This is a genomic window from Microvirga lotononidis (assembly GCF_034627025.1).
Taxonomy (GTDB): Bacteria; Pseudomonadota; Alphaproteobacteria; order Rhizobiales; family Beijerinckiaceae; genus Microvirga; species Microvirga lotononidis.
In genome coordinates, this window is sequence record NZ_CP141049.1 from 549,299 (window position 1) to 573,567 (window position 24,269).

Here is a 24,269-nt window from a genome sequence, read left to right on the forward strand (position 1 = left end):
CCGGTCGGCGGCAGGACGCGTCATTCATCACGATCCATCCTACGCAGTCGAGCTCACATGCAGGGATCCGTTCATTACAGTCGAACCACCGGGAGAGCGCCCATGCAGACCGCCCGCGGCCCTCGCGTTCTCATCGTTGAAGACGAGACCCTGGTGTCGATGCTGATCGAGGACATGGTGGGTGATTGCGGAGGATACGTCGTCGGCCCTGCCGCCACTTTCGAACAGGCTATTGCGATTGCACTAGATGAGGATCTCGACCTCGCCATCCTAGACGTCAATGTTGCCGGTCTCGTGGTTTATCCTGTGGCCGATATCCTGCGTCACCGCGGCATCCCGTTCATGTTCGTGACAGGCTACGATTCCAGCATCGTGCCCGCGCGCTATCAGCATGAGCGTGTGCTGATGAAACCCTTCTCGTACGAGACGTTCAGCGATGCGTTCGACCCCATCGTCGCCGAGCGGCGTGCGGCTTTAGCAATCTGATAAACGCATAACGCATCCCCACGCCGAAACCATTCGCTTATAAGGTGCTGAACGCCTGAATATCAAAGACGAAAGCCCGTGATTTCCTCCTTCATGTCGGATGTCTGCTTCAGCCGAGTCCGCTGACGTACATGTACTGTCTCGGATCTGCCAAAACGCGACATTTAGGCTCGCGTGGCCATCTTTCAGGTCATGGCTTTCCTGCAATGGCTGTTCAAGCGCCAATGATGTGCCCGACAGGCTTCAACGGCTCGACACGGTCCGCCACAATCTTCATCATAGCCAGTAGCGGCACTGCCAGCAGTGCGCCGGGGATGCCCCAGAGCGTGTGCCAGAAGAATAGTGAGATAATCACTAGCACCGGATTGAGCGTGAACCGCTTGGCCAGCAGCATGGGCGTGATCGTTTCGCCTTCTGCGACGTGGATGAGAAGATAGATTCCGGCGGGGATCAGTGCGTACCAAGGCCAGCCGAAACTCAGAACACCCGCGATGAAGAAAATTACGAGGCCGGCCATCGGACCGAGGATCGGGATATAATTCAGCAGGAACGCGGTAGCGCCCCACAGAAGTGGCGTGCCGAGCCCACAGGCCCACATGGCTAGCCCTGTGGCCACTCCGACAACGGCATTCATCATCGTGATCGTCAGAAGATAGCCCGTGATGTTCTCCTGGATTTCGGTCGCGATCTCGACTGCCTGCCGCTTATCGGAAAAACGTGGCAAGACCTCGACAAAGCCACGTAACAGGCGATCCCCTGAGGCTAGCAGAAAGAAGAGCATGATCATGGTGGTGAAAAAGCGGGACAGCATCGTCGCCGTACCGCTGGCCAACGATCCCCCGAGACCTGAAGCCTGCTTGACCGTGACGGTCTGAGCGCCTCCATCCTGACTGGCCGCACTGGTGACGTTCTCCAGTTCATTCAAGCCTTGTTGGAGGAAGTCGAGCGGCTGGCGCAGCACCGCCAGTTTCTCCTTGAGAAGCGGCAGGCTCTCGGGAGCGCGCTGGATCCAGCCGGAAGCTGGCAGCGAGACCGCAAAGCCAACGGATGCAATGGCACCGAACACAACGAGGATCAGGAGCAGGGCTGACAGCGCCTGGGGCACGTGCAGCCGCTCGTGCAGCAGACGCATCGCAGGCTGAAGCAGAAGCTTCAGCACAACGGCCAGCGCGATTGGCAGGATGATCTCTTTGCCGAAGTACAGTGTATATACCACGGCCAATACGCTTAGCACGAGGAGGCCGACCGAGCGGATGCCCTTGGGCACGGCTTCGCCGCTGGCCACAGCCTCCTGCGCTTCGCGGGTTCTTCGTGCCTCGACCTGCACATTGGCTTGCGACGGAGCGACGGTCTGTTGTTCCCGTGCCACTCTGATTCTCCTCAAGCGCCAGGACGGCCAACTCCCACCGGAACGGAAGGTTGCCAGATGTCCGACCGGAGCGGGGCTTCGCTCGGGATCGGGGATTGCTAATGGCTTTCACGGTACTGCCGGGGACGAGCCTAACGCTGAACCGGAACGGCGCACCCGGCGGGGCACGATCCGCAGACCCGCCGTGGCCTTGGCGAGCGCGACGTGCCGCAGCGCCGATGCCAAGGTTCACGCCCGACCACGGCGCAGTGACAACTCTTCCGCCAATGTGGCGGGGCGCTCCTGAACCATTGCAGGTTGGGCCGGTAGACCGAGCATCAACTCGGATGGAGGAGGGCTGGCGGATGGTGCTGCAACCGAACTGGCCGGGGAGTTCAAACGGCGCGGCACCTAATCCCCCACCCATTCCGAGCATCTCCGCAGACCGGCCGTGCCGTCCAGGCTGCGGGCGGTGTCATGGCTTGGGAAGGCGGCAGCGGTGACGACCTTTTGAAGATCGTGCTGATGCTCCAGATCAAGGGTCAGTTACCGGGCACGGGCGTCGCCCTAACTGGGCCTGTGGCGACTCGTTTACCGCACTAGGATCGATGCCACTCCTTCGATACGGACGGAGGGGCTGAGCCTGGAGGTAAGTTTCCCGGGTCACTGCTGGTCAGGTAGTCCAGAAATCCGACAGCAGGAACGTCGTGCAGGTGGAGATCCTCAGTGTCTATCTGCCACCCTGAGGGCCTATCCGATGAAGGATAGTAAGAAGAGAGCGAACAAGATGAAGGACGTCTCATTGTCCCACAGAATTTGACGCATTCACCTAGCCGCGCGCGGGTGAATGACTACAGTTCGTCAACGCGGAGGCGGATTGTCGTTTTCAGGCTCTGCCTCATCGGCGACAGTGGCACCAGCCTGGGCCTCGCGCTCGATGATCGCCCGTTGCTTGCGCAGGGTGACCGGCACCTCGACGGATTCGGTTTCGATGCGGCGCCTGATGTGCAGTTCCTCCTTTAGGACGAGCTGCTTCGTGACGATGAGGACCTCCTCAAGTATCGGCACGATCGTGACGTCGCCCTCAGTTCGGATTTCCGGCGCCGTCTCGACCACCCGATCGATAGGCACGCGGGTGACCTCAACGTCGTCCCGTTGCACGGATGCGTGAGCCAACTCCTCGACAGTATCGGTGACCGTTTGCACTCGCACATGCCCGGTCACAACCTGCCGCTTGTCGATAATGGCTCTCTCCGCGACGACAGGGATGGCCTCCTCCGCCACGGTTTGAGGATCGCTCCTCAGCGCGTCATCAAGGACAGGTACCTGCTCCTGGTCATCCAAGGGCGCGTTCGGGTCTGGGACGGGGTTGGCCATCGATCCTCTTACAGTATGCGACAACCAACGGGTGCTGGGAAGGCGAGTTCCCCGCTCCTCGGCAGGAATAGTCCACTGCTCACAAGCCTGACATTCGGAACCGCCACCGTGGTCGCACATTGAGCCCCTACCTGTTTGAAAAAGAGGAGACGCACCTTGAGACGCCTCGGCATTGCAACTCTGGCCGTCCTGTCGACCCTGACCACGGCGGCGATGGCCCAAACCTCAACGACCCAGCCGACGAACAACAGTGGCTCGTCAAATCCTGCCGTCACCCACAAGCCCGCCGACAGTCCGCAGACCACCGGCGCGGTCGAGCCGGGCGCCAACAGCTTCACCGAGGCGCAGGCGCGCTCCCGCCTGGAGGCACAGGGCTTCAGCAACGTCACTGAACTGCGCAAGGATGATCAGGGCATCTGGCGCGGCAAGGCCCAGCGCGACGGCAAGTCCGTCAGCGTGGCCATCGACTACAAGGGCACCGTCCAGACCCAGTAAGCCCGCTTTCCATCACGCCTTCCGCACAACACACAGGGTGGGCCGCGCAGCCGCACCCATTTCCCGAGAAAGTGGAACAGACATGACTAACAAGACCCTCACATCGTTCTTTGACAGCTACGAGGATGCTTCGGAGGCCGTCCGCCGCCTGGAGGCCGCCGGCGTTCCCCGCAGCAACATCAGCCTGATCGCCAACAACGAGGGTGACCGCTACTCGTCGCATGCCAGCCGCACCTTCGACGGCACGAACCATCATGATGACGATGTGAGCGACGGCGCCGGCACGGGCGCTGCGGTCGGCACGCTCGCCGGCGGCGGCGCCGGCCTGCTTGCCGGTCTCGGCATGCTCGCCATCCCGGGGCTCGGTCCTGTGGTGGCGGCGGGATGGCTGGTGTCCACGCTGGTTGGTGCCGGAGCCGGCGCGGCCATCGGCGGACTGACGGGTGCGCTCGTTGACGCCGGCGTGGACGAGAATGACGCCCATGCCTATGCCGAAGGCGTCCGCCGTGGTGGTGCCCTGGTGACGGTGCGTGCCTCCGACGCCGAGGTCGACCGGATTGTCGACATCCTCGACGATGAAGGTACGGTCGACTTCGACGAGCGCGAGACCACCTGGCGCTCCGAGGGCTGGGCGGGAGCCAACGCCGCAACGGCGGGCACAACCTCCCCTTCGGCCACCACTGGGCTGACGGACCGTGCCTCATCCCCCTCTCGTGGTACGGACGAGGTGATCCCGGTCGCCGAGGAGGAACTGCATGTTGGCAAGCGCGAGGTCAACCGCGGGCGCGTGCGCCTGCACTCGCGCGTGATCGAGCAGCCCGTCCAGGAGCAGGTCACCCTGCGCGAGGAGCGCGTCGACGTGGAGCGCCGTCCGGTCTCGGGGGCAACACAGGCTGGTGCCATCGCCGGCGATCCCTTCCAGGAACGCACCATCGAGGTGGAGGAGCGCGGCGAGGAGGCAGTGGTCTCCAAGGAAGCCCGCGTGGTCGAGGAAGTGGTTGTGCGCAAGGAAGCCGACCAGCGCACCGAGACTGTTTCGGACACGGTGCGCAAGACCGAGGTCGACGTCGAGGACGAGCGGGGTAACACCGTCTCGCGGACGGGCACCATGGGCAACCCAAGCGGCCGCACCCGCTGATGGTCATGGGAAGCCCGGCTCAGCCGGGCTTCCCAACTCATACGGGACTTCCGCCTGGGAAATCACATTGGGCTGTGCCACGGCCGAAAAACAGGAGATTGCGATGGGATTGCTGGACTCGATCCTCGGTAACATGATGGGTGCCGGAGGCGCCTCAATGCAGGGCCGCGGCGGAGCGACGTCGCCGATCGTGAAGGCGCTGATGATGCTTCTGGCCGCCAAGGCCTTCCAGCACTACCGCTCCGGTTCTCAGGGTGGATCCATGGGCGGAGGGCTCGGGGACATCCTGGGTGGCCTCGGGGGCTTGCTGGGTGGGCTGCTCGGCGGCGCCAATGCTGGAGGGGGCGCCTTGGGTGGGTTGTTCGACCAGTTCCGTCAGAACGGCTACGGCGACCACGTCGACTCCTGGGTGAGCCCGGGCCAGAACCGACGGATTGCACCGGATGAACTCTCGCAGGCGCTCGGGCCGGGCACGCTCGACGAGCTGGAGCAGCAGACCGGATTGCCGCGCCAGCAACTCCTGTCCGAACTCTCGCAGGAACTGCCCGACGCGGTCGACCAGTTCACCCCGGACGGCCGCCTGCCGACGGAGCAGGAGGTCTCCGGCCGCTGGGTCTGAGTGGCCTGCTCACCGCAAGGACTGAAGTATCCCACGCTTGCAGCGGGAGGAACGTGCGCGTGGGGACAACGTTGATCCGTAGCCCCTGTGGCCGAGAGAGGACCATGATGCTCAACAGGCTCTACGCTTCGACGATCGTGACACTCGCTGCGGTGAACGAGGCCCTTGCCCAGGCCACGCCGCCCGCCACGTCCGGCTCGCCCGCGGCACCCGCAACAACCGGTGGCGGTGGTCCCTCCTGGCTGTGGCTCATCATCGGCTTGGTGATTGTTGCCGGCCTTGTCTGGTACTTCATGCGCGGGCGGTCACGGACCACCACGGCAGGCACGACCCGGCCCTCGGCCACCTCCGGGACGACCACGGGCCGCACCAACGTGTACGACAACGACAGAGGCAAGTAAGCGGCACCCTGGCCTCACCTCGCCTCCTCCACTACTACAGCCGAGGACGTGAGATTGGAATGATGGTTTCCGGAGGGCCATGTCTCGTGATCCAGCGCTGCGGCGAGGATGCGGTTCCGTTCGCTGGAGACCCGGTATCCGTTGCTTGCCTGTCGAAGCATAGCAGCGACCAAGGGTTGGCCCTGCCGCTCCAGCTCGGCGGCGAACGATGCCAGTTCGGATGCGAGGATCTCCTCCTGGCGGGCGAAGTCCTCCAAGGCTCGCTTGGAGGACGGACGATCCGGCTCCGTGTCGGCCGAATTCTCTATCTCGAGCCTCCCGGGGCAAATTGGGCAATGGTGACCTGGGGCGCCCATAGCGGGTGCAGCAGCGGCCAGGCGACGATGGCGCCAATGAAGGCGAAGGAGACGACGATGAGAGCGGTGCAGCCGTAACGCGCCAACCAATCCTTAGGGGCCATCATAAACCCTCCAAGCCCAGCATCACGCACGATAGGCAACGAACGGATCGAAATCCAGTTTCCAGCGGATCAGGGCCCGGACCTCAAGGGCTTGAGGCAGCATCCCCTGGCTTGCCGAGGGCCGGTCATCTCCCCACCAAAAGCACCTGACCTTATCGCGCCTCGGATCCATGTCGGAATGTGACTTTCCTGCCGACCCGGTAGCCATGTCAGGGCATGACTATGAAGCAGCGTCGAATGCTGACCCATGCGCCGACTGCTATTAAATGGATAGCATTGCTAGTGAATTCATCGCACCGGCAGGGTCGTCGGCGGCGCCGATCATAACCCCACCGAATTTTCATTTTATGTCGGTAAGCCAAGGCGTTGCGCTTCTCTCGCGAGGGGTCAACCTTCGGTGCCGCTTCACACTTCATCGAAATCATCGGGCGCGAGATCGAGGCGGCTCAGAGCGCGGACCATGAACATGCCGTCGCCGGCATTCGGATCGACCAGACTTCCGTCGGCATCCGGCCAGCCGATCCGGTCGAGGAGAACGTCGACCACAGGCTCCGCCGTGTAAAGGGCCGTGGCGGCATGAAGAGCTTCGATAGCAGCCGATAGGTCGCCTGCTGCATCAAACAGATCGAGCATGTTGGGGGATTGCCTTGGAATCGAGCCGTGGTATGAGGCTGCAAGCCTGATCGAGGCACTTCCAGGGGTTTTACCTGGACCTGTACTTCTTGGATCAGATGATTGATCCAGTGTTGAGTATCACCTTCCGATTTCCAAGCATTTGGGTCCGGTTTTTAGACCCGACAGAATTGAAGTGATGAAAAAATCAACATCTCATTTTATTTTCGAAGTGAAACGGTCCCGTCTACCCTCCCAGAAAGCTTCAACGTTCCAGCGATTCATTCTTGACCCTAAACCGACAGAAGCTGCTCCAAGGCATGAGCCACGGGTTACCGGCGGGAACTCTAGTGCTGTTTCAGAAGGTGCTTTGCCAGAGCGGCGCGTGTTGCCGAGTCTCGTCGAGAATGTCGTCCCGCAGGAGCTTATCGCTCCACGCCCTAGGAAGCGGCGGGTCATAAAACCGAAGCGGATGGTTGAGCCTGAGGCCGCTACAGAGAGCCGGCCTGAAGTGGTGAGTGAGCCGATCGCGATCGACGAGACCGTAGCGGTCCGAGCGGCGCCTATTCTTGCCTCTTCAAAGCGGCAAAGAGCAATCCTGAAAGCGGTTGCGGATCTGCCCAGAGCTCAGAAATGGAAGCGCAGGCTTCCTCGGGCAGCATGGTGAGTTCGTACGACTTTTTTGCTATTGCCCGGCGTCGACTGGGAGTTAGCTTACTGAGCACAAAAAAGGCCGCTCTAAAGCGACCCGAAGTTTAAGGAGGAAACGCCCAGGAAGGGCGGCAACACTGCGACGCCAATCGCCGTGCTGCAATGCAAAAGATAGCCCGAACTATGGGCAAGATCAATCGGGCAGCGTCGCTGCCCTTTTTTATGTCACGCGATTGCGCTTCCGATCACTGCCACCCAAAATCACCGCGCAGCATTTCGGATCAGGCAGGACAACTCACAGAAGATAGCGCATCGGGGGGAGCGTTAAAGTGCGCTTTCTGCCGAAAAGCCATGCAATCTGCACACACTATCTGAGCGCTGGATCTTTACTTTTAGCCTTGTTCTCGCGGGAGAAAGATTCTTTCATTGGAAAGTGTCGTGCTGATTTGGAGGAACAGCTGCGCACCAGCAGCGGTAATATTTCGAAATTCGAAATATTCCTTTCCACGGACGCTGGCACATGTCATCGGGAACAATGAGGGAATTATGAAGAAGAGAGTGCTGTGCATGGCAGTTGGATTGCTTGCCTTATCAACCGCTTCGGCGACGGTAGCCGTTGCGCAAAGCCCGCAACCAACCAACCATGCTGAGGTTGCAAGCTCGATCATCGCTGATCCAAAGTTCAAAGCGGCAACCGCCGTTTTCGACCGCGATCACGAGAAGATTGTTTCTGAGCTGATCGAGATCACCGAAATTCCCTCTCCCCCCTTCAAGGAAAAGGTCAGAGCGGAAGCTTACCGGAAAAAGCTTGCAGATCTGGGCCTTTCAAACGTCGAGATCGATGAGGAAGGCAACGTGCTTGCCATCCGAAAGGGAACAGCAAGTGACGGGAAGTTTGTCGCCGTCATTGCCCATCTGGATACGGTGTTCCCGGAAGGCACTGAGGTAAAGGTCCGCCGCGAAGGCACTAAGCTCATGGCTCCCGGCATTGGCGATGACGCCAAGGGGCTCACTGTCGTTCTGGCGTATCTCAGAGCCATGGATGAGGCGAAGATCCAGACGAAAGACGATATTCTGATCGTCGGCTCTGTTGGCGAGGAAGGCCTTGGCGACCTTCGCGGCGTCAAGCATCTATTCCAGAAGGGCAAGTACAAGGACAAGATCAAGTCCGCCCTCATCGTCGACGGCGGCGACATGGAGACGGTGACCAACGGCGCGACCGGCTCGAAGCGCTACCTGGTGACGTTCCGCGGGCCTGGTGGGCACAGCTATGGCGCCTTTGGACTGGTAAACCCAGCATTCGCCATGGGCGAGGCGATGGCTCAGTTCTCCCGGACGCAAGTCCCGTCCAATCCGAAGACGACGTACAGCATCGGCGTGATCGGAGGCGGCACATCGGTCAACTCGATCCCGAATGAGCTTTGGATGCAAGTCGACATGCGGTCCGTCTCTGTCGAGGAACTGGCAAAGCTCGAAAAGCGCTTCCTCGAGATTGTCGATCGGGCTGTTGATACGGAGAACAATGCCCGCTCGACCAAAGAGGGGCCGATCACGGTCACGAAGGAACTGGTCGGCGATCGACCTGCCGGAAAAACCGACGAGAGCAATGATATTGTTCAGGCCGTCTCAGCCGTCCTGAAGGCGTATGAGTACAAGCCGAAGTACAACACCAGTTCCACCGATTCCAACGTGCCCATGAGTCTCGGGATCCCTGCTGTCACGGTCGGCCGTGGTGCCGCCGGAAAGTCAGACCGTAGCCACTCCCTTGACGAGTGGGTCGATGTCGAAAAGGGCCCCGATGTGAAGGCCTTGACCGCCGGTCTCGCGATGCTGCTTTCGGTTAGCGGAATGACCGATAGCTCATTGTAATCGCTTCCACTGGCGGCGGAGTGGTCCGCCGCCAGTGGTGCCCATCGTTGATTTGCCCAGAAGCCAGAAATGAAAGCGCCGTCTGCCACGGGTTGCCTGGTAAGTTAGAGCCGCAGCATCGAGATGGTTTTCGGCGAGGCTCTGGCAGCCTTCATTGTCTTCGTGCGGGCTTCATCTTCATCTGTATCCAAAACAATTACAGCGACACGTGATTGCCCCAAGTAATTGCTTGCTTGTTGTCGCTGAGGCGTGGTGCAAGATCACCGACGATCTTCTGGAAACCTTCAAAATCAGAGTGACTTTCAGGAGACAGGTTTCGTTAAACCGCGTCGCTTGCGTGAAAGGGATATGGACGTTTAGGCATCTTCTCTTAAGGTGCAGCCCCAATCAAGATGGTTGATTTGACTCAAGAACGACCACGAGGGGCAGCATGGTCACGTTAGCACATATCCGTCGCCGCAGGTCCGCCGTGGCATTCTATGCCTTGCTGGCGTCAACCTCCTCACTGGTATTGTCTCTTCATTGCACGCCGGTATCGGCACAGCAGAACATTATCGACAATGGAAACGTAGTCAGAATCCCAGGGGATTCTTTGGCCTTCGGTTGGGACACGATCATTGGAAAGAATGGCGCGGGCACGCTGTTCATCGAGCAAGGAGTTACACTCGAATCGTTCGATGCGACCCTTGGCGAGAATGCAGGGTCGTCCGGTACCGTTTATGTGCGAGAGGGTAGTACTTGGGACCTGCTGCAGTACAGCTGGGATCCCTTTGAAATCGGCCGCAGAGGGACAGGGCAACTGTCCATCGAAGGCGGCAGCCAGGTTCTCAGTGCTGGCAGTGTGATCGGTTCTGGCTCCGGCGTAATCCTAACAGGACCCGGCTCGAAGTGGGACATCAGCCAAGGCCGCCTGGGTGCCTATCTCGACATCGGCGGGAGCCTGGAGGTGACAGAGGGCGGCGCTCTAAATGTTGCAGGCCCGATCCATATCAGAGACGGAGGTCTAGCTAAGGTCAGCGGACCTAACTCCAAGATGCTCTCCAGTCATGACATCAAGGTGGAACCCACAGGGACCTTCATCATCGAGAAGGGCGGCAAGTTTGAAAGCACGGATGCTGTTATCGAGTCGGCCAGTTCAAATACAAACAATGTGATTGTCACCGGGGCCGGGTCCGAGTGGATACTCGCAGATCAAATCCAACTTGCGAGCGATGGCTCCGGAAACCTTCTCATACAGGATGGCGGCTTAGTCCACAGCCCATATCTGCTGCTCGGACGTCTTGAAGGTTCAAGAGGAGCTGTAACAGTAAGCGGAACGGATTCAGCACTGGTGAGTGCTGAAATCTCGATTGGCACCGCACTTGGAAACCTCTGGACACGCGGGGGTGAGGGTGTTCTTCGCGTCGAAGACGACGGTGGAGCAAGCACGTTTTTTCTTACGGTCGGAGACAGTGAGGCGTCAAATGGGACGGCGATCGTCACCGGACCGGGTTCATCACTAGCCGTCAGAGAGACATTAACTGTCGGTGCCCATGGAACAGGCGCCTTGATTGTCGAGAAGGGCGGTTCTGTATTCGCCTCTGATAACAACTACTTCGGCTTCGAGGCTGGATCTTCGGCAACAGTCGAGGTCACAGGCACAGGCTCGCGATTGCGGGTTGGTGAACTTGAAGTTGGCACTAGAGGTCAGGCGAGTGTCACTGTTGCCGATGGAGCATCGCTCGAAGCCGCTTCCCCCATCCGGATGGCGACTAATGCAAGTGCAGAAGGAACGCTGACCGTCACTGGGAGCAGCGATCGTCGAGCCACCCTAACGGCCTATTCCCTCGTGGGAGGTTCCGGCAAGAGCAGTGTGATGGTCGATGGCGGCATTATCCGCGCTGGGGCCGGTGTACCGTTGCTTCGTGGCTTTCGGCCAGGAAGCGTTGTGTTCGGGAGTGGCGGAGCGTTCCTGGACACAGCCGGCTTTAACGCCGGCATCAGCAGCAATCTCAGTGGCACAGGCAGTCTCACAAAGCAGGGAAGCGGCGTCCTCACGCTCAGCGAAGTGAACACCTATGCCGGAAGCACCATCCTTGAAAGCGGAGGCATCGCCCTTGCTGGGCAAGGCACGATCGGGGTGGGCTTTCTTCAGATGGCCGCCGGTACGACCTTTGACATCTCCGGCAGCAGCAATGGCCCCTCGATTGGGGAACTCCGCGGCAGTGGTGCGATCAGCCTCGGTGCGAATTCTCTCACCGTGGCGAGCGGCGACTTCAACGGCACCATCAGCGGTACGGCCGGACTTGCCAAGCAGGGATCCGGGACGCTGACACTGGGCGGCGCAAGCACTTATACCGGCGGCACGACGGTCAACGAGGGTTCGCTCGTAGCAACGACGTGGGACGCGCTTGGCACCGGGCCGGTGACCAACAATGCAACTCTTGTCCTGCGCGACGCCAGCTTCAGCGGCGGATGGCATTTTGCGCCTGTAATCTCCGGCGTTGGCCAGTTGATTAAACAGGGGCCGGGTCTCCTGACCCTGACGGGAAGTCACCATTACCAGGGAGGGACCATAATCGAGGGCGGTGGAATTGACACCACGGCGACCGGTCTCGGTACGGGGCCTGTCACCAATAACGCGTCCCTCTGGATCAACGAAGGCGGCAGCGCTGTTTTTGGTGCCGGCAGCATCCAGGGAACAGGCAACTTCAGAAAATGGGGTGCCGGTACTCTCACCTTTGACCAGGCGAACAGCTATACGGGCACCACCGAAATCTCTGATGGAATCCTTGCACTATCAGGGGCGGGTACAGTCGGCTCGGGAACCCTCAATTTGGCAGCCTCCGGCACATTGGACATCTCTGGAGCTGATGGAAGCCGGACGTTTGGAGGCCTGACGGGATCCGGCCGGGTCCTCCTCGGCTCAAGGAGCCTCGCCGTGAATGCTGGATCTTCCAACAGCACGTTCGACGGCGTGATCGCCGGAACAGGCGGGCTGACCAAGGAAGGCGCTGGCGGACTCGGCCTTTACGGTGCAAACACCTACACCGGAACTACCAGTGTAGCCGGCGGCACGCTGATGGTGCATGGCTCGCTGGCGAGCACGAGTACGCAGATACAGGCCGGAGCGACACTTGCGGGATCGGGCAACCTGGCCGGATCTGTTGCTGTGCAGGATGGCGGCACCTTGGCCGGCACTAGCAATCAGACGCTCACCATGGGCAGTCTCAGCCTGGGCTCTGATGCGACCCTCAAGGCGACGCTGGGTGGCAACGGCAACTCCAGTCTGTTTGCCGTGACGGGCAATTTGACTCTCGACGGGCGGTTGGTGATCGATGGAGCATCCAACCTGACGGGAGCCACGCGCTACACCCTGCTCACGTATGGCGGCGCGCTCACCAGCACGCCTCTGACCGTGACCTCCGCCCCAGTCGGCTACAAGCTGTCCAATTTTGCCCTCGATGCTAGTTCCGGCAAAGTGGCGCTGAGCCTGCAGGATGCAACCGGTCAGCAGGTCTGGAGCGGAGGTTCGGGCCTGTGGGGCAGCGCTGGATGGAGCTATCCCGCAGGAGGAGGGCTGACCAGCGCCTGGGAAGGTGACACCGCTGTTCTTCGCGGCAGGGGCGGCATCGTCACAGTGGAAGGCCCACAGACATTTTCGGCCCTGCGTTTCGAGGCCGACGGCTACACCGTCGCGTCAGGCAATGCTGGCGAACTCGTGCTCACGGACGATGGGGATGCGTCTACTCTGGAAGGGATCCGCGTGGAAAGCGGGCTCAGCGCCACGGTGTCGGCTCCGATCAGCGGCACGGCGACTCTGGCCAAGGACGGCGCCGGCACACTCAACCTGACAGGGAGCAACACCTATACGGGAGGCACCGCGATCGGCAGCGGTACGCTGGTCGGCTCAGTCACCAGCTTCGGCACGGGTGACATTCTTAACAATGCAACGCTGGTGATCGATCAGGCATCGGATGCGACCTTTTCCCAGCAGATCAGCGGCAACGGCCTCCTCACCAAGCGAGGAGCGGGTCGGCTTAATCTGACCGGCATCAGCACGTTGTCCGGCCCGACGACGGTTGAACAGGGTCGTCTGGCCGTGAATGGCTCCTTGGCGAATTCGGTGGTGACCGTCACCGGCGGCTCGCTGGGCGGCAATGGCACCGTTGGCGGGATCGTGGCCCAGAGCGGTGGCATGGTGGCTCCCGGCAACTCCATCGGCAACCTCCATGTGGCTGGGGATGTCGGCTTCAAGCCGGGCTCGGTCTATGAGGTGGAGGTGAATGCAGCCGGCCAGTCGGATCGCATCACGGCGAGCGGCAAAGCCACCCTGTCTGGTGGCACCGTCCGGGTACTGGCCGAGGATGGCACCTATCAGCCTTCGACCACCTACACGGTTCTCACGGCGGATGCTGGCGTGAGCGGTACATTCGCAGGCGTGAGTTCGAACTTCGCATTTCTGACACCCAGCCTCGGCTACACTGCCAACACTGTCGGCCTGACGCTGACGCGCAAGATTGTACCGACGGATCCCACCGATCCGACACACCCTTCTGATCCCACAGATCCTCATCAGCCGACACCCGTGGCCTTCAATTCCGTGGCCGCGACGGGCAACCAATTCAATGTAGCCAACGCTGTGGAGGCATTAGGCTCAGGCAATCGCCTGTTCGATGCGGTCCTGGGCCAGAGTGCAGCTGGGGCTCGGCAGGCCTTCGATGGGCTGTCGGGCGAGGCATATGCTTCTGCCGCTGGGATCGCTCTTGGCAGCGCCCTCCGGGTGCAGGACACCCTGTTGAGCCGGTTGCGCAACAGCTCCATGCCGACCTTCACGCGGGCGCAGGGTACCTACCCAGCCGCTTTTGCCGCCGACGCACTTGGCTCAATAGTGGATCCGGTGGCGAGTACGGCGCCGATCTTCGATCCTCGCCGGTTTGCTCTATGGGGTGAAGGCTTCGGCTCTTGGGGCAAGGCAGGCACCAATGGAAATGCTGCCGGTCTCGACATCTCGACGGGGGGCTTCATCCTCGGAGCAGAAGCGCAGATTGATCGGACGTACACGTTGGGCATCGCGGGCGGGTTCACGCGCACCACGTTTGAGGCGGACGCGCGCCTGTCCTCAGGCTCCAACGACACCGTCTTTGCTGCTGTCTATGGCTCCGGGTCCTGGGGCCACATCAACCTGCGGCTCGGTGCGACTTATGCCTGGCATGACATCGACGTCAGCCGCACCATTCGGTTCCCTAACTTTGCCGATCAGGCTCACGCCTCCTATGACGCTTCAACCGCACAGGCCTTCGCCGAGGTAGGCTACGCATTCGATCTGGGGCGGGTGGCGATCGAGCCTTTCGCCGGTGCGTCGGTGCTGCGGCTGCACACGGACGGCTTCGCGGAGGAAGGTGGGGCGGCGGCGCTGACCGGCTACTCCCAGGACCAGGATCTGGCCACAACGACGCTTGGTCTGCGTGCGGAGACGCGGTTGGGCGATGATCTGCCTCTCACCCTCAGAGGGATGCTGGGTTGGCGCCGGGCTTATGGTGACGTTGACCCTACGGCTCTGCTGGCTTTTGCCGGTGGGGCATCGTCGTTCGTGGTCGCAGGCACTCCCATCGATCGTGATGCGCTGGTCGCAGAGGCGGGACTGGATTGGCAGGCCACTCCCGACATAAGCCTCGGGATCGCATACTCGGGTCAGGTGGGTTCTCGGGCCCAAGAACATTCGGTCAAGGGCAACCTGACGTGGCGCTTCGGTACCTATTGACGGGGCACAGGGCGGCACGGCTGCCCTACATTGTTGCAAGCCCGGATCAGTCCTATAGCGGTGATGGCTCACCCTCTCGGACGGCCGCGATCATCCGTTGACCGTCAACCGTGCCCATCCAGGTCACAGCTTCTGTCCGGCAGGTGAACCGCTCTCGGCATATCCTGGGCCGACATCACGTCGGAACAACTGGCCGACTTCGTCGGAATCCGCAGCTGGATCGGCTGGGTCTGATCGACGAGTACAAGATCCTCGTCCATCCAAGGATCGCCGGGCACGGCCCGACCCTGTGCCAGGGCGGGCTGCCCGGCACGCGGCGGCTCGAGCTGGTCTCGGCGACGCCACTCCGCAATGGCGTGGTGGCCATGCACTACCGGCGCGATCGCTGACTGCAAGCAGCCGGATCCCCCTGGTCTCTTAAAGAGCAGGGGATCATCCATGGTGTGATGGTCAGATGATGACGAAGTCGTTCACGGTCAGGAACACGTGCTTGTCGATACGGGCGAACTGCACCTGGGCTGCTCCGCCGGCACCATCCTCGTCATAGTAAAGCGCACCCGAGAACCAATCGTAGATGATCCGGTCATCGGCATCGGCCGCATGGGTGCCATAGTGGAACGCATTCCAGGCGAGATGGCCCTTCGGACCGATGTTCGTGAACACGGCATTCTCAAGCCGGATCGTATCCTCCCAGGGATTGAAGTCCCTGATCGTATCGATCTCACCCTTCCCGAGCTTGGTATCGAACACGAAGGTGTCGCGTCCGGTACCGCCGGTCAGAATATCCTTGCCCGTGCCGCCGTAGATCACGTCATTGCCGGAGCCACCATTGATGGTGTCGTGGCCGTCACCGCCCTTGAGGATGTCGTTGCCGCTATCGCCAGCGAGGTAATCGCGTCCGGTGCCACCCTCGAGCCGGTCCTTGCCCGTGCCGCCATACAACCGGTCGTTACCACCATTGCCGTACAGGCGATCATCGCCGCTGCCGCCGTAGAGACGGTCGCGTGAGGCTCCGCCCCAGAGGGTGTCGTTGCCGCCCCAGCCATATAGGACGCTGCCCGCGTCGGAGGCGGTCATCCTGTTGGCGACGCCGTTACCATAGCCATAGGCGCCATTGCCCGTGAGCACGAGGTTCTCGACGTTGGCGTTCTCCAGCATGTAGCTGACCGAGCTGCGAAGGGTGTCGATGCCCTCGCCGCGGTACTCGATCACCTGGTCGCTTGCCGTGTCGACGATGTAGGTATCATCACCCTCACCGCCGTACATGATGTCGATGCCCGTGCCACCGTCGAGGGTGTCGTTGCCGATCCCGCCAGAAATGGTGTCGTTGCCCTCGTCGCCGTGGAGCTCATCATTCCCACCAAGGGAGCCGACGTAGTCATCACCGCCCCCGCCGTGCATCGTGTCGTCATCGGCACCCATCACGATGCGCTGGCTGGCGCCGTCAGCCACGATGAACTGGGCGCCGTTGCCGCCATAGATGTCGGCTACCCCCTTGAGGGCGATGAAGCCCACGTTGTTGATCTCGACCCTCCGGTGGACGCCATCGCTGGAGGCGTCCAGAACCATGAGGTTGTTGTAGGTCGGTAGGCCGTTGAGGATCGTATCCCTGGAGGCCACTCCCGTGAGCTCGACACTTGAGACAGCGTTCACGAGGCCTGCTTCAACAGCCTGCTTGACGTAGTTGACTGTCCAATCCGAGACGCCCGGAGCGACATCCGAAAAGCTTGGAGTGCCAGTAGGTTTAAACATCTCCAGCTTGAGGATGCGCGCCAAGAGGACCGCGAGGTCCTCCCGAGTGATGTTGGAGGTGGGGTCGAACTGGCCATCGACGGTGTGGATGTTGGCCAACAAGCCGGAGCCTTCCGCCAACTTGGCGAGAAGAGCTGCCTTTCCTTCACTGGTGTCGAGCGGAATGTCGGCAAACAATGAACTTCCGGTGTCGTCCACGCGTCCGGACTGGATGGCGCTCACCTGAATGAGCTTAGTCTTTGCACCCGCGATCATGTCTACCAACGATGAGACCACCTCAGCGCCGTCAATCAAACTGCCGGTCGTGCTGTTGGGGGTCATCGCAGAATCTTCCCGGAATCCTACGCTAAGCCGCTTCGAGGAAAGGTGAGCGTGGATTCCGCAGCGGACGGAAGTGCCCGGTAAGAGGCTCGGTCGGCCAGACATAGTCCCCATTGAAGCTGATGTGCTCCCAGCCGAGCGGTGCGATATGGGCCAGGAGCTCATCCGGCAGGTGCTCGCCACCGGCGCGGCGCTCGTCAACGGCTCGGCTGAGATAAACCGTGTTCCAGAGGATGATGGCCGCGATCGTCAGGTTGAGCCCAGAGGCGCGGTAGCGCTGGTTCTCAAAGGTTCGGTCCCGGAGCTCGCCATGGCGATGGAAGAACAGAGCTCGAGCCAAAGCGTTACGAGCCTCGCCCTTGTTGAGACCAGCATTGGTGCGCCGGCGCAGGGCTGGGTCTGAGATCCAGTCCAACGTAAACAATGTGCGTTCCAAACGACCGATCTCGCGGAGAGCTTTCGCGAGAGCGTTCTGGCGTGGGTAGGCGGCGAGCCGACGCATCAGCGTCGAGGGTGCAACCGTGCCTGCCCGGATTGAGACCGCCATTCGCAAGACTTCGTCCCAGTTCTCCCTGATGCACTGGAGGTTGATTGAACCTCCAATCATCGCGCCGAGGCTGCTGTAATCAGCCCGGTCGCCGGCGACATAGAGGCGGCGATCGGCAAGATCCCGGATCCGTGGAGCAAACCGGAAGCCGAGAAGATGGCACAGGCCAAACACGTGCTCGGTAACGCCGCCGGTATCGGTGTAGTGCTCCCGGATCGCGAGCGTGCTCTCGTGATGCAATAGGCCGTCCAGAACATGGAGTGCTTCGCTGGCGTTGGCGGCAATCACCTGAGTGTGGAAAGGCGCGAACCGATCGGAGATGAACGTGTAGAACTTCGCTCCCGGCTCCGAGCCGTAGCGGGCATTGTGATCGGCGCGGCCTTGCCCATGCCCACCGGCTCGGAAGAACTGCCCATCCGAGGATGAAGTGGCACCATCACCCCAGACGACAGTGAAGGGCTGAGCATGGATGGCATTGACCAGGGCAGCCAGGCCGGCTTGATACGTCTCGTCCCGGATATGCCACTCCGCCGTCCAGAGCAGATGAGAATGGCTGAAGAGGCCGGAGCTTCGCGCCATCCGCGCCAGTCCCAGATTGGTCGCATCCGCCAGAATGGCCGTCTTGAGCGCGACTGGATTCTCCGGAGGCGCCCCGGATCGAAGATGGCTGAACCGGTCCGCAAAATTCGTCCAGCCGTGGACCTCGGCGAGAAGGTCTGTGATCCGCAGGCGGGGAAGCATGCTGTAGAGCCGCCGGGCGATATCATCAGCACCACTATTGTGCTGGCGGATCGGGCTGATCGAAAGCCCGGTCGATGAGATGACCGCCTCAGAGAGTTCGCCGGCCTCAGCCTGCGCTCCAACCTCGCGAAGCCGCCGATCCAGCGTGGCACAGCGCTCCTCACGCCAAGCCTGGAAGCTGTCAGGGATCGCAAGACCAAGTTCACCACTCTGACGACGGGTGGCAAATGCAGTTTGAGGCAACAGGAAGTCGTCGAACGCCCGGTAGGACCGGCTCCCTTCCACCCAGACATCGCCAGCCCGCAGCCGGTCCCGAAGGGCGACGATGACACCGATCTCCCAGGTCCGCCGGTCGACAGAGGCGCCTTTCCCAACGAGTTTTCGCCAGGCAGGTGTCATAAAGGCGGTCGGGACTCGAGCCGGGAGCCTGCGCTGGCCGGAGGCGTAAAGGGTCCGCAGGAGTTCGACTGCGGTAAGCAGGGGATCTGATGCCTTCCACGAATGGAACGTGAAGGTCCGAAGGATCATTTTGCCAACCCGGTGAATGCCGGGATAGTGGTCAATGACCTCCGCCATGTTATCCTGCCGGGTGTCTCCTATCGTCTGATCAATCTCACCCACCAACGTCTCAAGCCCGCGCCAGCCGATGGTTTGCTCGACCGCCATAAGCGGATCGGCTCCTCTCGCCCGAGCTTTCAGCATGGCCTTGGCCATATCGATCAGCGCCCGGGCGGCACTGTCAATTGTCTTCGCTCGGCTAACAACCTGCTCCTTGTGCTGGCGATCGGCCTTGCGGAACACGCTGCCAATCATCTTGTCGAACATCGTGATTGCAGCATCGGTCAGCTCGGCTTCCATCTCGCGGGCGAAGACCACCAGAGATGCAAGCCGCCGCTCACTTTCCAGACGAGACAGATGCTGAGCGCTGAGGATGGCTGTCTCCCGGGCAATCCCCGCGTAGCGGGCCCGGTGAACGCGCCGCTCGCGATCCGGCTCGACGCCCAGCGAGCGTACGACCCCTAGTCGCTCCACAATCGAGGCGAGATTCTTCTGAGTTGGCGCCTCTGGCCAATCCCGGAGCCAGGCCAGAGGCGTCCTCCTTTGGTCCTCAGCCACCTCGATCAGATCATTCAGCCTCGCTCTGACAGTGGAGGTCAGGCCATCAACCAATGATCGATAGGCCCGCTTACGGACTTGCGCGCGAGCTGTGAGGGCAATCCGCTCGAGTTCTGTGGCAGCAGGTAGGACAACAAGGTTTTCTCGCAGATATGAGACCATGGCGCCAACGATGGCGTCGCCGCGATCGGTCCCGATCGCCTCTTCGCGGGCAATCCGCGTGATCGTTGGCTCGTCATCATGCCGGAAGGGCCGCAAGCCGAGATAAGCGTAGAGTTCGTTCAGGTGCTCCCAGCGAGTTGCTTCACGCTGCCCGTAAACCAGGAAGGCAGATGGGTTGACCTGGAGTTGATGGGCAATGAAGGCCAGCATGTCCTTGGGAGGCATTTCCGACGGACTGAGTACGCGGCCAGGGTAGCGCAGGTAGGCGAGATGGACGGCAAAGCCGAGCCGGTTTGCATCCCGGCGTCTTTGCCGGATCAGCGCCAGATCTTCCATCGAGAACGTGTAATGGCGAACGATTGAGGCGACATCTGACGGTGGGTCGAACAGCGTGGCGCGGGATTGCGGAGAGAGGATTTCGTGCTTCTTCATGGCGGGCGAGTCGGGTGACAAGGCCTCGCCGTGTTGCACATTCCTGTTGCCAAACCGCTTCTATCAAGCCGAGCTCGCGCAAGAGACTTTCACACGGATCATGTGTTTCAACGTTGCAGATGCACAGGACGAACTCTGCCAATCACCCATCTGCTCAGAGCACTGGATGCCTGCTGAATGTCCTATGCAGCCTGTGACGCTCCCAAACTCTTAGCGTAGGATTCCGGGAAGATTCTGCGATGACCCCGGCCAGGCCGGAAAGACCTTCCGCCTGATAACGCGCTAACCAGCGCCGCACCGTCTCCTCGTGCTGGCGCACGATACCAGCGATCTCGGCCGCAACCAGATGACGCTCGGCCGAGAGCAGGATCATCAGGGCACGAATGCGCACCCGCGGATCAGGACTGATGTGATAAAGCTGATCAAGCTCGCTCAGCTGCTCTGGGCTAAGCGCATCCAGGCAAATGGGGTGCATGGCGGCCTCCCGGCTGCTCCCACACCCCAACATACCACAGAACTTCCAACGCTGTACTTAGTGGTGCATCCGGCATGTTCAGGGGGTATAATCGCGGCTTGCTGGCCTGCGGGCGGGAGGTGACCCATGACACCGATCTGCTTACGGGATTTGACCGTTGAGGAGTGTGCACGGGTCCAGACTTTGGCTCACGCGCGCACCGCTCCGGCTCAGATGGTGCAACGGGCTCAAATCATCTGGCGCGCCCGTCACGGCGAGAGCGCATCCGCCATTGCCTCTCGCCTGGGCCTGGATGTCGAGACGGTGCGAAGGCGCATCCACCGCTTCAATGCAGAAGGAGTGGAGGCCCTGAAGGATCGGCATCGCTCCGGCCGCCCGCCCACCTATCCGCCTGAGCAAGCCGCCACCGTGATCGCCACGGCGCTGATCAAGCCAGAGACGCTCGGGCTGCCGTTTGCCGCCTGGACGCTCGACCGACTGGCCGCCTACCTGCACGAGGTCAAAGGCATTGCGATGCAGCGCAGCCGCATCGACGAGATCCTGCTCCAGGAGGGCTTGCGCTGGCACAAGCATGAGACCTGGTTCGGCGAGCGGGTCGATCCGGCCTTCGCGGAAAAAAGGGGGCGATCGAAACGCTCTACACCGCACCGCCTGCGGGCAGTTGGGTAGTCTGTCTCGACGAAATGGGACCGGTGAGCGCGAAGAGCTATGCCGGCCATGCCCTGGTGCAGAACCGGACGCGACCAGCCGAGCGGGCGAGACAGGAGATCGACTACGGCCGGCGCGCCAAGGGCTACATCTTCGGGGCGTTTCGCCCTGCGACGGGTGAGGCCTTCACCCATCCCTATCCCGGACGCGGCGGCACGCACTGGGCCGACTTTCTCGACCACGTTGAGAACTGGATCCCGCGCACGACCCAGCGGATCTACGCGATCATGGATAATCTGAGCTCCCACCGCACCACCGACGTGCTGCTGTTCCTGCTGGCGCATCCGCGTTGGGAGATGGTGTTCCAGCCCAAGTACGCGGCTTATCTCAACCTGATCGAGCCCTGGTGGAAAATCCTGCGCTCCCTCGCATTAGCGGGTCGGCGCTTCGAGAGCTGGGAGGAGATCGTCGATGCGGTTCACTGCTCTACAGTCTACTGGAATGCACACCGCCATCCCTTTGTCTGGGGCAAACGCCGTCGGCATCGGCCTCGCCGCTCGCCCGGCATTGCCCTCCTGCCGAAGGCGGCATGACTTACCGGATGCACCACTTAGGTGGAAAGGCCCAGAGACAAGACCAATTGCGCTACAAGGTATCGACTATATGACGAAACCAACCATGCAAGTCGAAGACGAGACTGGAGACACTGGTCAGGCCAGCACGCCTCACCTCGATAGGCTTGAAAAGTTGGCTCATGCGGCAGCCACCGCGGCCCAGGCGAAGCAATGGCGGGCACACAAGAACGGCATGCAGCAGCAGGATGAACCCTCAGACGTGCGCAACCTCAGTCATGATGCGCAAGCGAGAGCCCGCGCCGAAGAAGCGATGCGCCTGATGATGGCGAAGCCACAAAGCAAACGCCGGAGCCGGTGACGATCAGTTTGGCATCAATCATCGTGGGCAGCTCCATAACCATTCCAAAGCAGGCATTGATTGCGGTCGTCCTCTAGGATGTTTGAATTGAGAGTCTGTTGGGCTCGCGCTCACCATGGTCGCGCCACGTCGCCCCGAGATGGCGGACCATCACAACAAAGGAGTATCAAAATGGCAGATAAGAAGCCAAATCCGGCGCTGATGAAGCCGGTTCAGCCCTCGAATGAACTCGTGGCGGTGGTCGGGTCCTCGCCACTGCCCCGTACGGAAGTGGTGAGCAAAGTGTGGGATTACATCAAGTCCAACAATTTGCAGAACCCTGAAAACAAACGGGAACTCCTCGCGGATGAGAAGCTTCAGGCTGTATTCGACGGCAAGAGCAAGGTCAGCATGTTCGAGATGAACAAGCACTTCGCTCAGCATCTCTCCTGAGCAGACGCAACAACAGGCCCACCCCGCCAGCGTGCCGGCGGAGTGGGTGTCGCTTCAGCCATCCGCTTCCAGCTAATGGCTAGACAGCCTCCTTGAGCTCCTTCGCGGGCCGAAAGGCGATCTTCTTGGAGGCTTTGATCTTGATCGGCTCGCCGGTCTGCGGGTTGCGACCGGTGCGGGCGGCGCGCTTGCGCACCTGAAGAATGCCGAGACCGCTCAGGCGGATCTTGTCGCCCTTCTTCAAGCTCTTGGCGATCATCTCGATCACTTGCGTCAGCATTTCGTTGGCCTGGCGCTTGGGAAGCTCGTGCACTTCCGACAGTTGCTCGGCAATGTGGCGCAGGGTCAGGATCGCGCCAGCTGAGGTGCCAGTGGATTTCTTTGCGACCTTGGGGGCTGCCTTGGCTGACGCCTTCGGTGCTGCGGCCTTCGTAGGCCTCTTGGCAACGGCGTCGGCAGTTTTGGCCGTCTTAGTCGGTTCTGCTTTCGATGCGGCCGCTTTGCGGGCCGGCGCCTTCTTGGCTGTCGTCTTGGTTGCTGCTTTCGCCATGGGTGAGATCCTTCTGATGCGCGAGCAATCTTGCAGTCAGTCGATGGGCAAAGGGTTTGCCGCCCAAGATTGAAATCACCAGAAGGCCGCAGCCTCAATAGCCATGACGGAACGAATTCACAGGATCTTGGGCCAGCACAGGATCCCGTGACTGATTGCGCAACAGGACAAAACGGACGAGCAACTCCTGTGACGGGAAGCGCAGGCGACTGGGTTCCGGCCCATTGAGGACTGAAGTGGAACCCGGGCTTGGATCAGGCGGCAAGAAAGAGCTCGTTCTGTCGCCAAGCGGCGCAAACTCGTCGTCCATTCGGGCGTGCGGTCGCGATGCGCTCCTGGAAGCGGACTTGGGCTTCCTTGAGCAGACGGCGTTTTCGGGCGAAGGGCTGAGAGGCCCTGGCGGTGTCGTTCACAACAGCCGCAGCCGCCGCGTACAAATCAGTTGTTGCGGCATCCAGGCCAGGATCTCGCTCGAACAACACCACAAGGCTCGCCAGGTGCTGTCTGAGGAGCGTCTGCAGTTCGCGGAGGTAGGGTAGCTCTCCTCCGAACTCGATGGCCTTCACAGTTGGCGAGATCAGGGCCAACTTCTCTTCAATTGTGTCGGTGAGTCGTAGCTCCGCCATGAGCAACCGTCTCCAGGTCAGAGGAAGCCCGCCCAGCCCTTGAAGCACGTAGGAAAGCATGCGCCTTCATGGTTAACCAACGGTTTCAAGCGAGAAAGGAAGGCGGCACCACAAAGGCTTGGCGCCAATTCATCGCACTGTGCTCAGGCACACTTGCCTGAGCATGGTCTGCAATCATCTTCCTCGGACGGTACCGACGCCTATCATATGCGCCCTCGTAGGAGGTCTGGTGCTCGGCCTTCAGCCAGGGTGCTCCCATATCGACAGCTGTTGACGCTGATCAGGCGCTGGGTAGGATGGCGGTATGGTGTTGCAACCGGCATCGCACGCGCCCC

General features: G+C 61.0%; 21 protein-coding genes. 12 read left to right on the plus strand and 9 right to left on the minus strand.

All coding sequences use genetic code 11. The annotated features are described in order from the left end of the window. Window positions 1–102: 102 nt before the first annotated feature. On the plus strand, window positions 103–486 hold the full coding sequence (locus U0023_RS26120) for a response regulator (protein ID WP_009489576.1): 384 nt from the start codon (window positions 103–105) through the stop codon (window positions 484–486). A gap of 214 nt (window positions 487–700) precedes the next feature. On the opposite strand, the gene U0023_RS26125 is transcribed toward U0023_RS26120, so the two are convergent. Both U0023_RS26125 and U0023_RS26130 read right to left on the minus strand, forming a co-directional pair. Further along, complete coding sequence (locus U0023_RS26125; RefSeq protein WP_009489577.1) at window positions 701–1,855, minus strand: AI-2E family transporter; 1,155 nt, start codon at window positions 1,853–1,855, stop codon at window positions 701–703. Between the two features lie 840 nt (window positions 1,856–2,695). Continuing rightward, on the minus strand, window positions 2,696–3,211 hold the full coding sequence (locus U0023_RS26130; RefSeq protein ID WP_009489579.1) for a YsnF/AvaK domain-containing protein: 516 nt from the start codon (window positions 3,209–3,211) through the stop codon (window positions 2,696–2,698). Window positions 3,212–3,367: 156 nt separating this feature from the next. Between U0023_RS26130 and U0023_RS26135 the strand changes: the two genes are divergently transcribed. The 4 genes from U0023_RS26135 to U0023_RS26150 all read left to right on the plus strand — a co-directional run bounded on the left by U0023_RS26135 (window position 3,368) and on the right by U0023_RS26150 (window position 5,864). Further along, complete coding sequence (locus U0023_RS26135; RefSeq protein WP_009489580.1) at window positions 3,368–3,706, plus strand: PepSY domain-containing protein; 339 nt, start codon at window positions 3,368–3,370, stop codon at window positions 3,704–3,706. Between the two features lie 82 nt (window positions 3,707–3,788). Then, a complete protein-coding gene (locus U0023_RS26140) occupies window positions 3,789–4,844 on the plus strand; it encodes a YsnF/AvaK domain-containing protein (RefSeq protein WP_322883850.1) in 1,056 nt (351 codons plus the stop codon). Between the two features lie 103 nt (window positions 4,845–4,947). After that, the gene (locus U0023_RS26145; RefSeq protein ID WP_009489582.1) at window positions 4,948–5,463 is read left to right on the plus strand and encodes a YidB family protein; all 516 of its coding nucleotides are present in this window, start codon (window positions 4,948–4,950) and stop codon (window positions 5,461–5,463) included. 104 nt (window positions 5,464–5,567) lie between these two features. Beyond that, on the plus strand, window positions 5,568–5,864 hold the full coding sequence (locus U0023_RS26150) for a hypothetical protein (protein WP_040638029.1): 297 nt from the start codon (window positions 5,568–5,570) through the stop codon (window positions 5,862–5,864). A gap of 304 nt (window positions 5,865–6,168) precedes the next feature. Here the strand turns inward: U0023_RS26150 and U0023_RS26155 are convergent, their stop codons facing one another. Both U0023_RS26155 and U0023_RS26160 read right to left on the minus strand, forming a co-directional pair. Next, window positions 6,169–6,327: a hypothetical protein gene (locus tag U0023_RS26155; protein WP_322883851.1), complete on the minus strand. Its 159-nt coding sequence runs from the start codon at window positions 6,325–6,327 to the stop codon at window positions 6,169–6,171. Between the two features lie 402 nt (window positions 6,328–6,729). After that, the gene (locus U0023_RS26160; RefSeq protein ID WP_009489585.1) at window positions 6,730–6,957 is read right to left on the minus strand and encodes a hypothetical protein; all 228 of its coding nucleotides are present in this window, start codon (window positions 6,955–6,957) and stop codon (window positions 6,730–6,732) included. 1,176 nt (window positions 6,958–8,133) lie between these two features. On the opposite strand from U0023_RS26160, the gene U0023_RS26165 reads away from it, so the two are divergent. From U0023_RS26165 to U0023_RS35665, 3 genes are all read left to right on the plus strand, one after another. Further along, window positions 8,134–9,456, plus strand: a complete 1,323-nt coding sequence (locus U0023_RS26165; protein WP_009489586.1) for a M20/M25/M40 family metallo-hydrolase — start codon at window positions 8,134–8,136, stop codon at window positions 9,454–9,456. A gap of 469 nt (window positions 9,457–9,925) precedes the next feature. Next, entirely contained in the window at window positions 9,926–15,199 is a 5,274-nt protein-coding gene (locus U0023_RS26170; RefSeq protein ID WP_322883852.1) for an autotransporter domain-containing protein, read from the plus strand. A 110-nt stretch (window positions 15,200–15,309) separates the two neighbouring features. After that, window positions 15,310–15,588 (plus strand): dihydrofolate reductase family protein, encoded by a 279-nt coding sequence (locus tag U0023_RS35665; RefSeq protein WP_245272870.1) that lies wholly within the window; start codon window positions 15,310–15,312, stop codon window positions 15,586–15,588. Window positions 15,589–15,649: 61 nt separating this feature from the next. Here U0023_RS35665 and U0023_RS26180 read toward each other — a convergent pair whose 3' ends face one another. The 3 genes from U0023_RS26180 to U0023_RS26190 all read right to left on the minus strand — a co-directional run bounded on the left by U0023_RS26180 (window position 15,650) and on the right by U0023_RS26190 (window position 20,745). Further along, the gene (locus U0023_RS26180; RefSeq protein ID WP_009489588.1) at window positions 15,650–17,272 is read right to left on the minus strand and encodes a calcium-binding protein; all 1,623 of its coding nucleotides are present in this window, start codon (window positions 17,270–17,272) and stop codon (window positions 15,650–15,652) included. A gap of 25 nt (window positions 17,273–17,297) precedes the next feature. Next, the gene (locus U0023_RS26185) at window positions 17,298–20,270 is read right to left on the minus strand and encodes a Tn3 family transposase (RefSeq protein ID WP_009489589.1); all 2,973 of its coding nucleotides are present in this window, start codon (window positions 20,268–20,270) and stop codon (window positions 17,298–17,300) included. A gap of 154 nt (window positions 20,271–20,424) precedes the next feature. Continuing rightward, the gene (locus U0023_RS26190; protein ID WP_009489590.1) at window positions 20,425–20,745 is read right to left on the minus strand and encodes a helix-turn-helix domain-containing protein; all 321 of its coding nucleotides are present in this window, start codon (window positions 20,743–20,745) and stop codon (window positions 20,425–20,427) included. Between the two features lie 126 nt (window positions 20,746–20,871). Between U0023_RS26190 and U0023_RS26195 the strand changes: the two genes are divergently transcribed. The 4 genes from U0023_RS26195 to U0023_RS26210 all read left to right on the plus strand — a co-directional run bounded on the left by U0023_RS26195 (window position 20,872) and on the right by U0023_RS26210 (window position 22,758). Continuing rightward, window positions 20,872–21,414, plus strand: a complete 543-nt coding sequence (locus U0023_RS26195) for a helix-turn-helix domain-containing protein (RefSeq protein WP_009489591.1) — start codon at window positions 20,872–20,874, stop codon at window positions 21,412–21,414. Window positions 21,415–21,428: 14 nt separating this feature from the next. Further along, the gene (locus U0023_RS26200) at window positions 21,429–21,986 is read left to right on the plus strand and encodes a transposase (RefSeq protein ID WP_009489592.1); all 558 of its coding nucleotides are present in this window, start codon (window positions 21,429–21,431) and stop codon (window positions 21,984–21,986) included. A gap of 85 nt (window positions 21,987–22,071) precedes the next feature. Beyond that, complete coding sequence (locus U0023_RS26205; RefSeq protein ID WP_040638032.1) at window positions 22,072–22,326, plus strand: hypothetical protein; 255 nt, start codon at window positions 22,072–22,074, stop codon at window positions 22,324–22,326. Window positions 22,327–22,497: 171 nt separating this feature from the next. Further along, a complete protein-coding gene (locus U0023_RS26210; RefSeq protein WP_009489594.1) occupies window positions 22,498–22,758 on the plus strand; it encodes an SWIB/MDM2 domain-containing protein in 261 nt (86 codons plus the stop codon). A 79-nt stretch (window positions 22,759–22,837) separates the two neighbouring features. On the opposite strand, the gene U0023_RS26215 is transcribed toward U0023_RS26210, so the two are convergent. Together U0023_RS26215 and U0023_RS26220 are read right to left on the minus strand one after the other, a co-directional pair. Further along, a complete protein-coding gene (locus U0023_RS26215) occupies window positions 22,838–23,308 on the minus strand; it encodes an HU family DNA-binding protein (RefSeq protein WP_009489595.1) in 471 nt (156 codons plus the stop codon). A 254-nt stretch (window positions 23,309–23,562) separates the two neighbouring features. Continuing rightward, window positions 23,563–23,934 carry a hypothetical protein gene (locus U0023_RS26220; protein ID WP_009489596.1) on the minus strand — a complete coding sequence of 124 codons (372 nt, stop codon included), beginning with the start codon at window positions 23,932–23,934 and terminating at the stop codon, window positions 23,563–23,565. Window positions 23,935–24,269: the final 335 nt, after the last annotated feature.

Coding starts and splice junctions, on each gene's coding strand:
- U0023_RS26120 (WP_009489576.1), top strand. CDS start 103: ATGCAGACCGCCCGCGGCCCTCGCGTTCTCATCGTTGAAGACGAGACC.
- U0023_RS26130 (WP_009489579.1), bottom strand. CDS start 3,211: ATGGCCAACCCCGTCCCAGACCCGAACGCGCCCTTGGATGACCAGGAG.
- U0023_RS26140 (WP_322883850.1), top strand. CDS start 3,789: ATGACTAACAAGACCCTCACATCGTTCTTTGACAGCTACGAGGATGCT.
- U0023_RS26145 (WP_009489582.1), top strand. CDS start 4,948: ATGGGATTGCTGGACTCGATCCTCGGTAACATGATGGGTGCCGGAGGC.
- U0023_RS26150 (WP_040638029.1), top strand. CDS start 5,568: ATGATGCTCAACAGGCTCTACGCTTCGACGATCGTGACACTCGCTGCG.
- U0023_RS26155 (WP_322883851.1), bottom strand. CDS start 6,327: ATGATGGCCCCTAAGGATTGGTTGGCGCGTTACGGCTGCACCGCTCTC.
- U0023_RS26160 (WP_009489585.1), bottom strand. CDS start 6,957: ATGCTCGATCTGTTTGATGCAGCAGGCGACCTATCGGCTGCTATCGAA.
- U0023_RS26165 (WP_009489586.1), top strand. CDS start 8,134: ATGAAGAAGAGAGTGCTGTGCATGGCAGTTGGATTGCTTGCCTTATCA.
- U0023_RS26180 (WP_009489588.1), bottom strand. CDS start 17,272: ATGACCCCCAACAGCACGACCGGCAGTTTGATTGACGGCGCTGAGGTG.
- U0023_RS26185 (WP_009489589.1), bottom strand. CDS start 20,270: ATGAAGAAGCACGAAATCCTCTCTCCGCAATCCCGCGCCACGCTGTTC.
- U0023_RS26190 (WP_009489590.1), bottom strand. CDS start 20,745: ATGCACCCCATTTGCCTGGATGCGCTTAGCCCAGAGCAGCTGAGCGAG.
- U0023_RS26195 (WP_009489591.1), top strand. CDS start 20,872: ATGACACCGATCTGCTTACGGGATTTGACCGTTGAGGAGTGTGCACGG.
- U0023_RS26200 (WP_009489592.1), top strand. CDS start 21,429: ATGGGACCGGTGAGCGCGAAGAGCTATGCCGGCCATGCCCTGGTGCAG.
- U0023_RS26205 (WP_040638032.1), top strand. CDS start 22,072: ATGCAAGTCGAAGACGAGACTGGAGACACTGGTCAGGCCAGCACGCCT.
- U0023_RS26210 (WP_009489594.1), top strand. CDS start 22,498: ATGGCAGATAAGAAGCCAAATCCGGCGCTGATGAAGCCGGTTCAGCCC.
- U0023_RS26215 (WP_009489595.1), bottom strand. CDS start 23,308: ATGGCGAAAGCAGCAACCAAGACGACAGCCAAGAAGGCGCCGGCCCGC.
- U0023_RS26220 (WP_009489596.1), bottom strand. CDS start 23,934: ATGGCGGAGCTACGACTCACCGACACAATTGAAGAGAAGTTGGCCCTG.